The 16,337-nt window shown below is 62.5% G+C and carries 9 protein-coding genes; 3 read left to right on the top strand and 6 right to left on the bottom strand.

The features are described from left to right. The first annotated feature begins 57 nt into the window (after nucleotides 1-57). Nucleotides 58-1,539: an amidase gene (locus tag ACRQFC_RS00610; RefSeq protein ID WP_284904282.1), complete on the top strand. Its 1,482-nt coding sequence runs from the start codon at nucleotides 58-60 to the stop codon at nucleotides 1,537-1,539. A 334-nt stretch (nucleotides 1,540-1,873) separates the two neighbouring features. Further along, on the top strand, nucleotides 1,874-7,807 hold the full coding sequence (locus ACRQFC_RS00605) for a S8 family serine peptidase (RefSeq protein ID WP_435734629.1): 5,934 nt from the start codon (nucleotides 1,874-1,876) through the stop codon (nucleotides 7,805-7,807). A gap of 76 nt (nucleotides 7,808-7,883) precedes the next feature. On the opposite strand, the gene ACRQFC_RS00600 is transcribed toward ACRQFC_RS00605, so the two are convergent. The 4 genes from ACRQFC_RS00600 to ACRQFC_RS00585 all read right to left on the bottom strand — a co-directional run bounded on the left by ACRQFC_RS00600 (nucleotide 7,884) and on the right by ACRQFC_RS00585 (nucleotide 11,309). Then, nucleotides 7,884-8,978: a serine aminopeptidase domain-containing protein gene (locus ACRQFC_RS00600; protein WP_284904280.1), complete on the bottom strand. Its 1,095-nt coding sequence runs from the start codon at nucleotides 8,976-8,978 to the stop codon at nucleotides 7,884-7,886. Nucleotides 8,979-8,999: 21 nt separating this feature from the next. After that, nucleotides 9,000-9,455, bottom strand: a complete 456-nt coding sequence (locus tag ACRQFC_RS00595; protein ID WP_284904279.1) for a hypothetical protein — start codon at nucleotides 9,453-9,455, stop codon at nucleotides 9,000-9,002. A 68-nt stretch (nucleotides 9,456-9,523) separates the two neighbouring features. After that, on the bottom strand, nucleotides 9,524-10,213 hold the full coding sequence (locus ACRQFC_RS00590; protein ID WP_284904277.1) for an ABC transporter ATP-binding protein: 690 nt from the start codon (nucleotides 10,211-10,213) through the stop codon (nucleotides 9,524-9,526). Continuing rightward, nucleotides 10,194-11,309 carry a hypothetical protein gene (locus ACRQFC_RS00585; RefSeq protein WP_435713463.1) on the bottom strand — a complete coding sequence of 372 codons (1,116 nt, stop codon included), beginning with the start codon at nucleotides 11,307-11,309 and terminating at the stop codon, nucleotides 10,194-10,196. Before ACRQFC_RS00585 ends, ACRQFC_RS00590 begins: the two co-directional genes overlap by 20 nt. Before the next feature lie 1,279 nt (nucleotides 11,310-12,588). Here ACRQFC_RS00585 and ACRQFC_RS00580 point away from each other — a divergent pair. Further along, nucleotides 12,589-13,470: a hypothetical protein gene (locus ACRQFC_RS00580; RefSeq protein ID WP_284904274.1), complete on the top strand. Its 882-nt coding sequence runs from the start codon at nucleotides 12,589-12,591 to the stop codon at nucleotides 13,468-13,470. Nucleotides 13,471-13,497: 27 nt separating this feature from the next. On the opposite strand, the gene metX is transcribed toward ACRQFC_RS00580, so the two are convergent. Both metX and ACRQFC_RS00570 read right to left on the bottom strand, forming a co-directional pair. After that, nucleotides 13,498-14,778, bottom strand: coding sequence for a homoserine O-acetyltransferase MetX (metX, locus tag ACRQFC_RS00575; protein ID WP_284904272.1), 1,281 nt, complete (start codon nucleotides 14,776-14,778; stop codon nucleotides 13,498-13,500). Between the two features lie 22 nt (nucleotides 14,779-14,800). Then, entirely contained in the window at nucleotides 14,801-16,117 is a 1,317-nt protein-coding gene (locus ACRQFC_RS00570) for an O-acetylhomoserine aminocarboxypropyltransferase/cysteine synthase family protein (protein ID WP_284904270.1), read from the bottom strand. Between the last annotated feature and the right edge of the window lie 220 nt (nucleotides 16,118-16,337).

The following is a 16,337-nucleotide window of genomic DNA, read 5'->3' as shown; positions in this document are numbered from 1 at the left end:
CCGAAACTTAATATGCCACCGGCGGCAAACGTGCCCTATCTCACGTACACTGTGAACATGGAATTTCTTGAGGAGAACGTCGACCCCCTGGATCTTTCTGCCATGCAGCTGGCGCGGCGCATGCGCACCGGCCGTGTGGACCCCGTCGTGCATACCGAGCGGGTGCTGGAACGGGCCCGCAGCCGCGGCGCCGCGGTGGGCGCATTCACGCATATCGCAGAAGAATTCTCGCTGCGGCAGGCCCACGCCGCCGCCGCGCAACTGAAAGAGGGCAGGGGAGGGCCGCTCACCGGGGTGCCTTTCCCCATCAAAGACCTCGACGACGTGGCCGGCCTGCCCACCGAATACGGCTCGCGGGCCATGCGCGGAAATGTCGCCACCACCACCGGCGGGGTCGCCCAGTCCATCCTGGACGCCGGCACCGTGACCATCGGAAAAACCACCACCCCGGAATTCGGTTTCGTCGGCTACACCGAACCGGCCGGCCTTACCCCGGCGCGCACCCCCTGGGACCTGGCCCGCAGCGCCGGCGGATCCTCCGGGGGAGCGGCCGCGGCGGTTGCGGCCGGCGTAGTCCCCATCGCGCACGGGAACGACGGCGGCGGCTCGGTCCGCATTCCCGCCGCGCACTGCGGGGTACTCGGCATCAAACCCAGCCGCGGGCTGGTCTCACCCGGACCCGGATCCTCCTTCTTCTCCGATAGCGGGCTGGCCACCGCCGGGGTGCTGGCTCGTACCGCCCGCGATTTGGCGGCCGGGCTCGATATTATTGCGCGGCGCCGGCCCGGGGATTGGAGCCCCTACCCGGGAGCGGGGGACTACCTGGCCACCCTGGATGCGGAATTCGGGTGCGGGCCGCAATCGCGCAGCCGGGCGCTGGCCTTGGCTGACCTGCGGGTGGGGGTGCTCACCGAACCGCTCAATGTTGATACCGAGATCCACCCCGCCTGCCTGGACGCGGTGGCGCGGGCCGCGGAAGATTTCCGTGCTATGGGTGCGCGGGTGGAGCAGATTGCGCGGCCCTTCGGGCCGGAAGCCTGGCAATCCTTTATGCCGATCTGGCAGGCGGGCGCGGCTGCCATTCCGCTCCCGCCCGAACGCGAGGAGCTCCTCACCCCGATGAGTCGGTGGCTGCGCGCTCGCGGGCGGGAGGCATCCGCGCCGCAGCTTATGGCCGGCTTGCAGGGAATGTACGCCATTGCCCGGCGCATGGGGGAGGCTTTCGCGGATTATGACGTGATTGTGAGTCCGGCGCTCGGTACTCCGCCGGCCGACCCGGCCTGGGTGTGCTGCCCGGATGATCCGGCTGAAGATTTCCGGCGCCAGTGCATTGTGAGCCCGTGGACCAGCTCCTGGAATATGTTTGGACCGGCCGCGGTCGCCATCCCGATCCACCGCGCGGAAGTCGATGGCACGGAGTTGCCCTTCGGGGTGCACGTGGGCGCCACCCGCTTCGGGGAAGAACAGCTGCTGCTTTCTATTGTTGCGGCCTTGGAAACTCTGGATCCCTGGCCGCTGATCCGGCAGCCGCGCCAGTAACGGGCGCGCCGAATTTTAAGCGCATAAATATCAATGGCCTAACGGAAGTGTTCACGTTGTGGACGCTCTGGACGGATGCGCACCATTCTTTGCGATGATAGCCCGCATCCGGTATTCCCACGCGTCACGCACTGCCGGTCTATCGCTCAAGGGTGAGAGGCTGAGCGGGAGGGGTGCATAACTTCTCCACTGGTTGGTAGATATGCGCGGCGGGGTGGGGAGGCTGCGCCGCGTGCGCCGTCGCCCTACCTCTCCCGATCCCTGGCCTCCGTGCAGGAATGACAACACCGGATTCCCCGACGGGATCCCTCCCGTCACGAAGTTAGGAGAAGGTGTGACAGGTTTTAACTGGCGCCGCCTGGGCGGATTATCCGTCACGGCTGCGCTCGCCTTAAGCGTACTCACTACTCCGGCGCTCGCTGCGGATCAGCCAGCGCCGTCGAATCCCGCCGGCGCTTTTGCCGGTCTCTTCTCTCCCGATAACCCCGAGCTGGCTGCCTTCCAGGATCTGCAGGGCTCCAATGAGCGGGTGCGGGTTATTGTGCTCCTCAAGGACCAGTCTCGCCTAGGCAGCGATACCGGTGAGGCGCAGAGCCTGGCCACGCAGGAAGACCTGGTGGCACAGTGGTCGGAGAAGTACGGTCTGCAGCTTGAGCGCCAGTTCGGCTACCTCGTCAATGGTTTCGCCGCGACGATGCCGGCGGATAAGATGGCGGCTCTGGAAGCGGAAGCTGCGGTGGCCTCGGTCAAGCGTGAGCGCGTCTACCAGACAACAGACGTGGCCGCGACCGAGCGCGCTGCGGATATTTCCCGCGCCGTCGCCCAAAGCGCGCTCGCCCAGAACGCGGGTGCCACGCAGGCGCTCGCCCAGGGCGCCCTCGCAACGCAGCCGCAGGAAAATGTGCCCCTCGAAGATGCCTCGCGCGATATGCAGGGCGCGCCCGCGGCCCTGGCTGATGCCGGCGCGGATGGCACCGGCATGGTTATTGCGATTGTGGACACGGGTATCGACCCGACTCACCGTGATATGCGCATCGATAATTGCGATACCGCGAAGATTAAGAATATTAATACCGCTGCGAATCCCGCTTTCACGTGCAAGGTTCCCAACGGCTACAACTACGCCGATGATAATTTCGAGATCGTCGATACCACCTCGTCCATGCACGGCATGCACGTGGCGGGTATTGCCGCGGCAAACGGCCTGGATGAAGGCCAAACCTTCGCGACCACCGGCCGGGTGGAAGGCATGGCCCCCAATGCCCAGCTGCTGGCAATGAAGGTCTTCTCCAATGACCCGGCACGTGCCGGCGGCGCGGCTGACGGCGATATTATTGCCGCCATTGAAGATTCCGTGAAGCTGGGCGCCGACGTTATTAACCTCTCGCTGGGCTCCGATAACGGCTTCGGATACTCCAACGGCGCGGGCCTGGCCATTGAAGAAGCGCGCGCTAAGGGCGTGCTCCCGGTGATTTCCGCCGGTAACTCCGGGCTCAATTTCTCGCCGAGCGGCGGGGAAGACGATATGTTCGGTAAATGGGACGACGGCGTTATTGGCTCGCCCTCGGCTCACGATGCCACGCTTTCGGTTGCCTCGATTGATAATAATTTCGAAACCCGCTCGGTCGCCCGCGTGACCGTGGGGGACAAGTCTGAAGATATTTTCTACGAACTTGCCACCGGTAAGCCGGATAATGTGGCCCGCGAAGCGGTAGCCGCCGGCACCGGTAAGCCGGAAGAATTCCCGGAAAACACCGCCGGTAAATATGCTCTTATTGAGCGTGGCGGCATCACCTTCGGGGAAAAGTTCGGTAATGCGCAAAAAGCCGGTGCGGCCGGTGTGATTATTTACAACCACGAAGCCGGCGGGGATTCCATGATCTCCATGGGCGGTATTGACGAATACACCTTCCCCGGTGGCGTGATGTTCCGCTCCGATGCGCTGCGCCTCGTGGAGGCGATCAAGGCCGGAACAACGGTCACCATCGCCCTCACGGATGAAGCTCGGACCACGCCCTCGGCCACGGCCGGCGCGCCCTCCAACTTCACCTCCTGGGGCCCGACCTCCAACCTGGACTTCAAGCCGAATATTTCGGGTGTGGGCGGCAACGTCTACTCCACGCTGAATTCCAATACCTACGGCTCAATGTCCGGTACTTCCATGGCCGCCCCGAACGTGGCCGGCTCCATGGCCAGCGTGCTCCAGGTGCTCGGTGAGCGCTTCCCGGAGATGTCTCGGGCGGATCGCCTCAGCCTGGCGGAAACGCTGCTCATGAACACCGCGGAGATTCCGCGGCACGACGGCGTTCCTTACGCTCCGCGCCAGATCGGCGCCGGTTTGGTGCGCGTGGATCACGCCCTGGCTTCCCAGGTGCACGCCCGCGTGGACGGCGCCAATTCGGTGGCCCTGGGTCAGGTGAACGGGCCGGTGTCCTTCACCGTGACCCTCACCAACCACGGCGATAAGGAAGCCGCCTACGCGATTCCGCGCCAGGAAGTCGTGAATGAAACGAATAACGCGAACGACACCACCTCCACCTTCATTTCCAAGGAAACGCTGACGGCGGACCGCAAGGTCCTCACCGTGGCGCCCGGGGAAACCACGCAGGTCACCTTCACGCTCACCCCGAGCAAGGGTAACCACTTCGTGGAAGGCTGGGCGGTCCTCGAAGGCGTGCAGGAAACCCCGGATATTAAGGTGCCCTACCTGGGCTTCGCCGGGGACTGGAACGCCGAACCCATTTTCGTGGCTCCGGGCCAGACCTGGGGTGAGGGAAATACCTCCACCTCCCAGCTGACCACCACGATCTTCGGGATGACCCTGCCCATGAAGAACAATATCTTCGGGGAATTCTGGCTCTCGCCCAATAAGGACAATAACGTTGATGCGGTTGTCCCGAACCTGACGCAGCTGCGTAACGCGGAAGAAGCCCAGTTCGAAATCTACGATGCGGCCGGCAAGCTCGTGACGCGCGTGGGTGAGGAACAGGAACTTTCCCGCCAGATCGCCGGTACTGCCCTGGGCACGAAGAATATTGCGCAGGCCTACCGCACCCATGCTTTCGATGGCACGGTGTGGGATGCGGCCAGCGCGAGCTTCAAGGCGATTCCGGACGGGCGCTACACCTACCGCGTCAAGGCGCGCCTGGGTGATCGTTTCGACTGGCAGACCCTCGATATGCCCTTCGGTGTGGATACCGTTGCCCCCGAAGTTTCCGTGGGTGAACCCTTCGAGCGTGACGGCCAGAAGATCCTGCCCTTCACCGTGACTGAAACCGGATCGGGGATTTTCTCCTCGCCGATGGTGGAAACGGATAAGGGCACCCAGATCAAGCCGGTTACCAAGAATTCCGATTCTTCCTTCGAAGTGGTGCTCCCCGAAGGCGTTTCCTACGTGATCGTTACCGTGGCTGACCAGGGCATGAATAACACCATGGTCACCAAGGTGCTGGGCGCGAACGCCATCGAGATCCCGAGCCTGAACACCTACAACACCCAGGTCTTCACCCCGAATCACCGCCTCGTCAAGGACGGCAAGCTGACCGTCTTCGGCCTGGCCTCCGATGCGGTGGCCCGCGTGAGCGTGGCCGGCACCGATGCGGAGCTCGGTGGTGGATTCTTCGCCGCTCAGGTCCCGCTCACCGCGGGTACCCAGGAGATCCCCGTGGTTGCCTACGGTGATAACGGCCGCGAAATCACCCGCACGGTGCTCACCGTCACCTACGATACGGTGGCCCCGAGCGTGGCGATTACCTCCCTTAATGCCGGCGGTAAGCAGCCGGTGGCTGAGGATGGTTCGGTTACGATCACCGGTAATGTGCGCGATGAGCGCGCCGGCGCCACCCTCACCGTCAAGGTGAATGGCAAGGATGTCACGGTGGATGCCAGCGGCGGATTCACCACGACCTTCACCCCGGAAGCTGACGCCGTCAGCGCCACCGTGGTGGCCTCCGATGGTGGGAATACCACCACCGAAACGGTCACCTACGAAGGCCGGGAGGTCGTGGCGGAAGATACGTCGTCGTACCAAGCACCCACCTTCACGAATGTGCAGTGCTTCGGCACCACCTGCCTGCCGGATATGTCCACCGCGGAAACCACGGCGGACGGCAAGCTGGTGCTGCGCGGTAAGGCGCAGGGCGTGTCCGCCTTTGTGCTCCAGCCGCGCGTGACCGTGAACGAGGCCGGCGCCTACGTGGTTCCGGACCCGATTAACGTGAGCGTGCAGGCCGATGGCACCTTCGAAACCGCGGTGCCGGTGACCACCGGTATTAACGCCTTCCACATGAAGGTGACCGATACCGAAGGTAAGGTCCGCATGGATAGCATCCTGCGCGTGTTCTGGGATACCGGGTACCCCAAGGTGTCCTTCACGGAACCGACCCTGTACAACGGCGTGCTCTACGCGAATTCGGATGAGGTCACCTTCGCGGGTACCGCTTCCGATGACGCCTGGGGCTACGAACTCAAGATCAACGGTTCGGTGGTGCGCAGCATTATCGACCACACCGTGGGCGGCACCAAGACCAATACCCGCAGCTTCAACCAGGCATTCCCGGTTGCGGACGGCGATACGGTCCTTGTGCAATTCGGTGACAGCATGGGCAATACCCTGCTCAACACCATCCCCGTGGTGGTGGATAAGGAAGGCCCGGCGGTGAGCATCGACGGCACGGACGGCGCGGTTATTCGCGACGGCGCTGCCATTGCCACCAGCGTGACCGACCCCAACCTCAAGGCCGCGCGCGTTCTCCTCAACGGGAACGTGCTCAGCGAGCAGAGCACCGATGCGGGCCTGCTCGGCCAGACCGTTGAGGACAGCCTCGTGGACGTCAAGACCTACTTCGGTGGAGGAAACGATGCCGGTGCGAACGGTGCGGATGCCGCGAAGGCCGTCAAGACCGATGCGAACGGCGTGGCGGATAAGGACGACGCCGCACGCGTGGTTGCGGGCGTGAAGGATGCGGCTGGACTTATGGCTGAGGCCGATGCTCCGGTTGCCGACGACGCCGCAGCTGGCGATACCACCGGTGATGCCGCGACCGCTCTCAACTACACCGTGGAAACCGCGGAGCTGGCGGCCGGTACCTACACCCTCACGGTGGAAGGTACCGACCTGGCCGGTAACTCCACCGCGCAGTCCATCTCCTTCACGAAGGACAGCCTGCCCGTGATCGAGGGCCCGGACACCGTGGAACTCACGGCGCCCGCCGGCGCTCTTGACCGGCAGGCCCTGGCCGCCGAGGTACTCGCCAAGTACACGGTGAAGGACGACGGCGCAGCTGGGGCCGCGGGCGATACCGCTCTCACCCTGGCATCGGGCACAGTGCTCAACCCGGGCGAGAATACGGTGACCCTCATTGCCACCGATGCTGCCGGGGCTGCCGTGACCAAGACCGTTAAGGTTACGGTGACTCAGGAGAGCGCTCCGGCGCCGTCTCCCACTCCGGGTGAGCCGGGCACACCGGGTACTCCGGATCCGACGCCGGGCCAGCCGGAGCCGAACCCGACTCCTGCGCCGAACCCGACGCCGGGTACGCCTGGTACTCCGGCGCCCGAACCGGGCACGCCGAGCAAGCCGGGTGATACCGGGAACGTGTTCTACCTGTCCAACGATTGGGTCTCCACGGTTGCTCAGCAGGTCTTCTCCTACGGGCGAGCCGCAGACCAAGTGTTGATCGGTGACTGGGATGGAGACGGCAAGGAAACCTTGGCGGTGCGCCGCGGTAACCAGATCTTCATTCAGAACAGCCTCACCGGAGGCGTGGCTGATGAAGTGATTTCCTTCGGGCGCGCCGATGACACCATCGTGGTTGGTGACTGGGACGGAGACGGTAAGGATACCTTCGCGGTACGCCGCGGCAACCAGGTATTCGTCCTCAACTCGATCCGCTCGGGGGATGCCGACCAGGTATTCAGCTTCGGGCGCGAGGCCGACGTGCTGCTCGCCGGTGATTTCGACGGGGATGGCAAGGATACCTTCGCGGTGCAGCGTGGGAATGTGTTCTTCGTGAATAACACCCTCACGGGCGGCAAGGCTGAAACATCCTTCTCCTACGGCCGGGCCGGTGACCAGATCTTTGTTGGTGACTGGGATGGCGATGGTAAGGATACCTTCGCTGTTCGGCGTGGTAACCAGGTGTTTGTGGCGAACTCGCTCAAGAGCGGGAACGCTGATATCACCTTGCATTATGGCCGGGCTGGTGACCAGATGCTGGTTGGTGACTGGGACGGGGATGGTGTTGATACCCCCATCGTCCGCCGCTAACAACTAGCAGCACCTAGTGCAAGAGAAAGGGGAGGCCCCGGATTTTCCGGGAGCCTCCCCTTTTCATATGCTGCCTTTAGCGCGCCCGCTGCTCCCGCCGCACCTGCCGCTGGCAAAACTCCCGAATCTCCGCGAATCCGGCTTCGCGCACCGGCGCGCGGGAGAGCAGTACGTCATGCACGGCATGATCCAATTTCAGGATATGCACATCGCTGGCAATTTCCGCGGCCCGCGCCCACATCTGCTCAACGTCCAAAACCGTATCGGCCCCGCGCAGTTCCTCGCTCCACGCGGTGGCCACGATGCTGCGCGCAGCGGTGAGCATGAGCACCGGCAGCCGCAGCCGCACATTCCGCGCCACGTACCGCTGTGCCCGAATGACCGCGTGCAGCCAGCCGCCGCGAATCGGCGCGGGATCCGGGCGCATATCCCAGGCCGGCGTCCACCCGGTGGTCCAAAACGGATCGCTGGTGCCTTCCGGCGCCCCGGGCACCCGCGTCATTCCTTCCGGGCGCCACGCGTCGAGCACCATTCCGTAAAAGCCCGGGTCGTGTACGGGCAGCGGTTTTTTCGGTGCGGTACGCGCCGCCAGTTCCGCCACAGGTACGACGACGGCGCTCCCGGCCGCGCCCACCTGCAAATCCAACCACGGGGAATTAAGCACCAGGCCAGCCAGGTCTTTCCCGCGGCGTGACCCGGCGTAGAGGGTGGCGGTGAGGCCGCCGGTGGAATGCCCGTACAGGATGGTGGGGAGCTGGGCTGCGGCGGGGCCGAAGCGCGCGGGGAGGTCGGTTCGCATAGCGGCCAGGGCGGCATCAATATCGGCAAAATACACCCGCATGCTATCCGTGTAGCCGTAGCTTTGCCGCTGCGAATCCCAGGAGCGGCCATATTTACGCAGGTCAATTGCGTAGAAAGCCCCGCCGGCAGCTGTGACCGCTTCGGCAAGAGCCCACTGGTAGAACATGTCATTCCAGCCGTGAATGGCGAGGAAAGCAAAGCTCGGGGCAGGCGCGCTTGCGGGTGGCAGCGCGCGGATAAGGGTGGCGACGACGGCGCCTTCGTCGTCGTTGGGAAGAGCAAGGGTGAGGCGTTCGTAACCGGCGCCGAGGAGGTCGGGTTCCCACGCGAGCGCGGGGTGGTGGGGTGTGGCGGCTCGAGTCACGTTCATCCTTTCGGCTTTTCCTCGATTTTACCGCCCGCGTGGTGTTCTTCGGGTCTTTCGCAAGGCCAGGATCGCGGTCACCAGCGTGACCAGGAGGAATGGGGCTAGGGCAATAGCGGTTTCCGAGATTGTATTGACGCTGCGGTAGAACACCGGGAAATCGGTATAGCCGCGCAGCGTATCCATCCATTCCGGCCCCCACCGGAAAATCACGAAGCCTACGATTGCGAGGGCCATGCATCCGATTGCGCCGAGTGCTTTCTTTGCCGTGGATGTTTGTGGCATCGTTGCCCACAGCGCCGAGGCGAGCAGCGGAAGCAGGAGGAATCCTCCGAAGAAAACCAGGGCGATCAGATCGGACCGTGTTGAGGGATATTCATCGGCAACCTTGGGCCAGTAAAGCTGGGAGGCGTAGAGAATCGTCCCGATAACAATCGCGATGCCGATGAGGATAATAATCGCAAGAACACGGTTGGGTTTCATGATTCTTCGCAATCTCGAGGAAAGTGATGAGAACCCCGGTGTTCTCAGGGACAACCTATCATGCCCGATTACCCCGCGGCAGCGGTAGCACGTGCCTCCTTTAGCTCGGCGTTCGGTGGGAGAATCGGCTGGAGGACGAGGGTGCGGTCGGTGCGGGCGGCGATGCTTGGGTCGTGGGTGACGAGCAGCAGGGCGCAATCGCGTTCGCGCACGGTATCGAGGATGAGGCTGAGGACTTCATCGCGCAGCTCGGTATCCAGCGCTCCGGTCGGTTCATCAGCCACCAGCAGGCGCGGGTGATTAATGAGCGCCCGGGCCAGCGCTACCCGCTGGCGTTCTCCGCCGGAGAGGTTTTCAGCCATCGTTTGGGGGAGGACACCTAGGGTGCCGAGGAGCTCGCTGGCTTCGGTGGCGACGTCGCCATCATGACGGTTCCACAGTAGGCGCGGAAGCATCACGTTATCGAGGGCGGTGTATCCGGCCATGAGTTCGCCGTGCTGGAAAACGGTGCCAATGGTTGTGGAACGCAGGCGCGCGAGGCGGTTGAAGGGGAGGCGGTGGATATTGGTGTCGGTCACCTCGATGGTGCCGGAGATGGGTTTATGCATCCCCAGAATCGTGGTGAGGAGGGTTGTTTTCCCCACGCCGGAGCGGCCCATGACGGTGAGGGTGTCCCCGCCGTTGAGGGTGAACGTGATGGGGCTGAACAGCGGGTGGGTGTAGCCGCAGACGAGGTTGTCACAGTGCAGAATACTCATGGTGATCCTTTCCCGGGCGCCACGCGCGGGCCCGTGCGGTTAGCCGGCGATACACAAGAATGGATTGCGCGGCGATGAAACAGCCGTAGATCGCGGCGATGGTGAGGATGAACTCCCAGGGGATAAATCCGGTTCCGGGCAGTAAGAATTGCCGTGCCAGGAAGGTGCCGACCGCGAGGGCAGCGATCCCGGTCACGATATTGGTAGCGAGGGTGCGCCGGGCGAGGATGCGGGCAACCGTGCGGGTTTGCCCGGTGAGTGCCGTGATAGCGGCGGCATCGCGCGCCTGGGCTTCGGCTTCGCGGGAGAAATTCAGCCACACCACCAGCAGCCCGCAGACGAAAGCAAAGGTAGTAAAGAGACTGAGCCAGGTGGAATGCTGGCGGTAGATTTGTGCCAGTCCGCGGCTATCTTCACCTAGCGGTGCGGATAGCGCGGGGATCGGGCTGCCCAGGTCCAAGCTGTGGATTTGGCTGAGGAGCTTTTCTCCAGAATCTGGGCCATCTGATTCGATGAGGGTGACGAGCCCGCCGCGGTTTAGGTTTTCGGGGAGATCTTTCTTCGGTGCGCCATATAACGGGGCAAGGTAATCGGAGAGCACCAGCTCTAGATTTTCTGGAGCAACCTGCCCGGCTTCTAGCGGGACCACTCCGATTCCGTTGCCGGCGGCGATAATGGCGGCATCCGGACGGGCCGCGTGAATCTGAGCAGCGGCATTTTCGAGGCAGCCCGGAGTATTGGGGCGGCACACAAAAGAGGAATCAACTGCGCTGAGGTGCTCAGGCAGAGGCGGCATCTCCTTATCGGTATCCGCGACCGCGTTGAAGCAAGCGATTAGCAGGGTTCCGATAATGAGGAAACAGCCCGCGAGGGTGCCGGAGCGGGAAGCTACCTCGGGATGGCGCATAACCCAGCGGGTGGTGAGATCAGTAAGGCGATCCCGGCGGGATCTGGTGGCGAGGCTTGCCGCGGCACGGGTAAGCAGCGTGAAGGTTGCCGGCAGGCCGAGCAGGACCAGAATAATACCTATAGGAATGGCGGCAGAAGCGATTTCCAAGGGAATCCACCAGAGATACCATTGGAATCCTGCTGCCAAGAGAATCCCGATAGTGAAGAGAGCTAGGCCAAGCCGAGGATGCTTCCTTTTTTGCCGAGCTGGGCGCATCGAAAGTGTGAGGCGGGGCCAGGCGAAAAACAGCGCGAGCGCAGCGAGTGTGACTAGCAAGGCGAGGATGATCCAGCCTAGCTGGGGGAGAAATGCCTGTGGGTGGAAGTGGAATCCGGTGAAAGGCAGGCGAATAACACCGCTCATGAGAATGGTGACCGCGGCGCTGCCCGCTAGTCCACCGAGTAATACTGGCGGAATGACTCGGGTACTGGCGTGCCGAATGAGGTGACTGCGCCGCGCCCCCACGCATTGAAGAATGAATTGCTCCTGCGCAATGCTGCTCTGAAAATTCTTACGGCATGCCAAGACGTAGAGGAAAGTGGGTAGGACGATAACAATTAGCGCGAGCGGGAGAAGGTTTTTGGCCCAGTCCTCGTACATCACAATGCTGAAACGGAAACCGGGCGTATTGTTTGGATCTGTGGTGAATCCCAAGGAGAGTGATGCTTGAGATCCTGCCCGGGCAAGCTCGGGCAAAGCATCGGTGTTTGCGGGGCGACTGATAACCAGTAGTTCGCCCTCAAGGGTTGCAGAGTCGTCAATGATTGCTGTTATGGGGCCGAATTGGCTCTCAATAAGATCGCGGTAGGGGAGAGCAGAACGATTAACTGCCGTGTTCCCCGCTGCGGGCCAGGTATCAAGCCCCAAGGGTGGTGGAATCTCTGGCCCTAAGGGTTCCACGTAGAGGACGCTCAGAAGGTGAGAATCGATGAACGCATGATCAGGCCGATAGGCGAGAGACGCTTGTGACTTATCTTCGGTGTATAAAAGTCCACTCTTCTGCACAACCTTGTTCCGGTACGGGAGCTCAACACCTATGGAAGCCAGTGAAAAAACCGCGATGACGCTCAAGAAGCCCGCAATGAACAGGGCCGAGAAGGATCTCCGAGATTCGAGGGGCTTCATGAGCGGTTGGGGGTTGTTGTTTCCCGTTTCATGATGGAACCTCCGTCTCGGTTGTTACCACCCAATGAAGCGAGTTTGCCCGGTTGGGTAGCGTGCGCTCCGTTGCGCGGTGGGGAGAGCTGGAATCTTTCCCCATTTAGGATTCTACGGGCAGATGGGCTTCAAGGGAAATCTGTCCCAATATGCAAATAGCGAAATAGATTCTCAATTTGGGTTTTCGTTATATAAAATTATCGGTTATTTTGGATGGGGAGTTCGGTAGAATCCCCATAATAGCCCATCACATAGGGAGGAGCGGCCCGTGCCCACAACCCAACGCCAACCCGGCTTTTGGGAAACAGCCACCCGGCTGCTACCCGCGCTCGGTTTCGGACTTATCCTCGGCGCCCTCCCCCTGCTCTGGATGAACGACTGGCACGGCACCCTCTACATCAGCCTCATCGTGATCGGCGCACTCACCGTGCTGGGCGGCATTATTTATTTGCGCTACCGCTATCTCCACACCGCTGCCGCGCACGACCACCCACTCCGCCCCCTCACCGCCACGCTCACGGGCATCGCATTATTTCTGGGCGGCACCCTCCTGCCCACCCTCCTCAACCCACCCCAAGCCATCCGCATCGTCACCACCCAAATCAAAGACTGGGGCGGCGGCCCACTGCGCTCCTATTTCACGGGCGGGGCTGAAGACCTGAGTGTCGCCGTCGTCGATATTGAAAAAGAAGCCGGGACCACGCAAGCGTTCCGGGCCCTCGTGCGCGAACGCCGCCTCGAAATTGACGTTCCCGTGGGCGAACACAATAACGCCGCGGTCACCTACTCCTGGGCGCTTCCGCGCGATACCACGCCCTACGGCTTCGCGGCCTCGCGGCCCTTCCGTTTCGAGCGCGTCCCCACCTTCGACTACACCCAGCTCGACGCCGCGCTCTTCACCCGCGCCACCACCCTCGTGCGCGAACGCGCCGCTCAGATCGGATTGACCGCCGAGCAGCTGGAAAGCGCGGAAGTATTCGTGCGAGTGAAAGCCGCGGCCGCCGAACTGCCCGAATGCGAAGGCACCTGCCCCGCGCCCGAGGACCTCATCTACACCGGATGGTTGCACGCCGGCGGTAAAGCCGGGCACGTGATGATCGACGCACGCGGCACCGTGCTCGGCGAAGACTGGTCGCAATTCGGCGAGTAACGGGCCGAGAAGCGGGCGGCGCGGTGGCTAAAGGGTAGCGCCCTCCCGGGCGGTTGCAACCGGCGCGATTTCCACCGGCGCCACCTCGGCGAGGAAATCCGCAATAATCGCAGAAACCTCATTATTTTCGATAAGGAAACCATCGTGACCGTGCGCGGAATGCACGGTCTGGAGCGGGCGCGCCCCGGACAAAGCCGCGGCCAAGTCCGCCATATGCTGCGGATAAAAAAGCCGATCAGAATCAACGGCGACGACGAGCGCCGGCTGCTTCAGCCCCGCTACCACCTGCGCGGTGCCGCCTCGCCCGCGCCCAATATCGTGAGTAATAAATGCCTGGCTGATTGTCAGGTAGGAATTCGCGTCAAAACGCGCCACTAATTTTGCGCCGTGATAATCCAAATAAGATTGCACCGCGTAACGGCCCCCGCGCAGCGGATCTTCGCCCTCCTGCGGGGTGCGCCCGAAACGCGCCGCCAGCTCCGGGGCGCAGCGATAAGTTAAATGCGCTATTTCACGGGCGAGGCCGAGCCCGGCATCCGGGCCGCTCACCCCGCTCTCATCGGGTTCGGCATCGTAATAATGCCCGCCGCGCCAGCGCGGATCCAGGCGAATCGCCAGATTTTGCAGATGGGCATAAGCAATATGTTCCGCGGTGCTTGCCGGGCCCGCCACGAGCACCGCAAAAGCACCCACCCGCTCCGGGAAAGAAGCCGCCCATTCCATGGTGCGGCAGCCGCCGAAGGAGGCACCTGCCACCAGGGCCCAGCGCTCCACCCCGAGCAGATCGGCGAGCCGGGCCTCCGCGGCAGCCATATCCCGCATGGTAATTTCCGGGAAGCGCGGGCCCCAGGGCTGGCCATCGGGAGCCGGGGAAGCCGGGCCGGTAGTTCCCTGACAACCACCCAACACATTCGGGCACACCACGTAATACCGGTCGGTATCAATGGCCAGACCCGGGCCCACAATATCCTTCCACCAGCCGCTCTGCCCATCGCGTGCCGCGGCATGGGAATCCCCGGTGAGCGCGTGGCACAGCAGCACCGCATTGGAGCGGTCCGCGTTGAGCTGCCCCCACGTTTCGTAGGCGAGCCGAACCTGCGGCAGGCGGCCGCCCAGCTCCAGTTCCAGGGGGCCAAGATCCGCGAAGCGGCGCTCACCCGGATCGTCCCCTTCCAGCCAGGCGCCGGTAGGGCGCTCGGTCAGGCGGGGTGCGGGGGTGTAGCCGGTATCGAAATCACCGATAGGTTCGGCATCGGTGACCGGGTCTAGGGGAGCGTGTCCCACGAGGAACTGGGGGCTGGGCGTCATGATAATCCTTGATCTTCTGGCTCTAGGCGATGGACTCGAGGCCCTGGCGAATATCGGCAATAAGATCGCGCGGATCTTCGATGCCGATGGACAGGCGCACGGTGGCCGGGCTAATGCCATTGGCCGCCAGCTCTTCCTCGGTCAGCTGCGAATGCGTGGTCGAAGCCGGGTGCACCACCAGCGACTTCGCATCCCCAATATTCGCGAGATTGGAGAAGAGATGGAGGGACTCCACGAAAGCCGCGGCCTTCTCAAATCCGCCCGCAACTTCCACCGTGAAGACCGAACCGGGGCCCTTCGGGGCATACTTGGCGGCCAGCTCATGATACGGATTATCCGGCAGGCCAGCCCAGTTCACCGAGTCAATCCCGGGGTGTTCGGCCAGGAATTCCGCCACCGCGCGGGTATTGGAAAGATGGCGGTCGATGCGCAGGGAAAGGGTCTCCAGGCCCAGCCCGATCAGGAAGGCGTTGAAGGGAGAAATCGCGGCGCCGGTATCACGCAGCAAGGTGGCGCGGATCCGGGTTGTGAAAGGAGCTCCGGGAAGATCACCCCAGACGATACCGTGGTAGGACTCATCCACCTCGTGGAAACCGGGGAACTTGCCGTTCTTCCAGTTGAAGCCCGCGCGTTCCACCACGGAACCGGCAATCGAAGTGCCGTGCCCGCCCAGGAACTTGGTGGCCGAATCCACCACCACGTCCGCCCCGAAATCAAAGGGATTCACATTGGCCGGAGTCCCGATCGTATTATCCACAATGAGCGGAATATCGTGGGAATGGGCGAGCTTGGCCAGCGCCTCAATATCGAGAATATCCTGCTTCGGGTTCGGGATCGTTTCCCCGTAGAGAGCCTTGGTGTTCTCATCAATGAGGGCTTCCCAATTGGCCGGATCCGCAGGATTCTCCACGAAACGAGCCTCGATACCGAAGTTCTTGAGCACGTGCTTGAACTGGTTGTAGGTCCCGCCGTAGAGCGAATCGGAGGACACAATATTATCCCCGGCCTGCGCCACATTCGTGACCGCGTAGAAAATAGCAGCCGAACCGGAAGCGAGGAGCAGCCCACCCGTGCCGCCGTACAGCGCGGAAATACGTTCTTCGACAGCGCCCTGGGTGGGGTTGGTGATGCGAGTGTAAATCATGCCCGGATCGGTGAGCGCGAAACGCCCGCGCGCCTGCTCATTATCTTTGAATACATAGGACGTGGTCTGGAAAATCGGCAGCGCCCGGGCGCCGTGATCGGAATCGAGGACCTGGCCGGCGTGCACCTGAAGAGTGTCGAAGTGCAAAGCCTCCGGGGTAGCTGCGGTGTGCTGGGAATTCTGATTTTCTGACATGGTGCTCTCCTTCAAAAATGTGATGGGGAGCGGGCGGCAGATAACGCCCCGGCATAAACCTAGGAAAATATTCTTTTTCTCAGGCGCAGCAATATCCATTCTGGATAAACCAGAGGTGTGACATATGAGGAATGGAATTGTGCGATGCGGCGAATGCGCTCTGACCAGCCCGCTTATTTTTCTACTTGGTGTTCTTTTCCAAAATCAGCAGGGCTGATAG

Origin of the sequence: Actinotignum inguinis (genome assembly GCF_051265835.1) — a bacterium.
Taxonomy (GTDB): domain Bacteria; phylum Actinomycetota; class Actinomycetes; order Actinomycetales; family Actinomycetaceae; genus Actinotignum; species Actinotignum timonense.
Note: the sequence above shows the minus strand (reverse complement) of the source record. Positions and strands in the feature narration are given on the sequence as shown.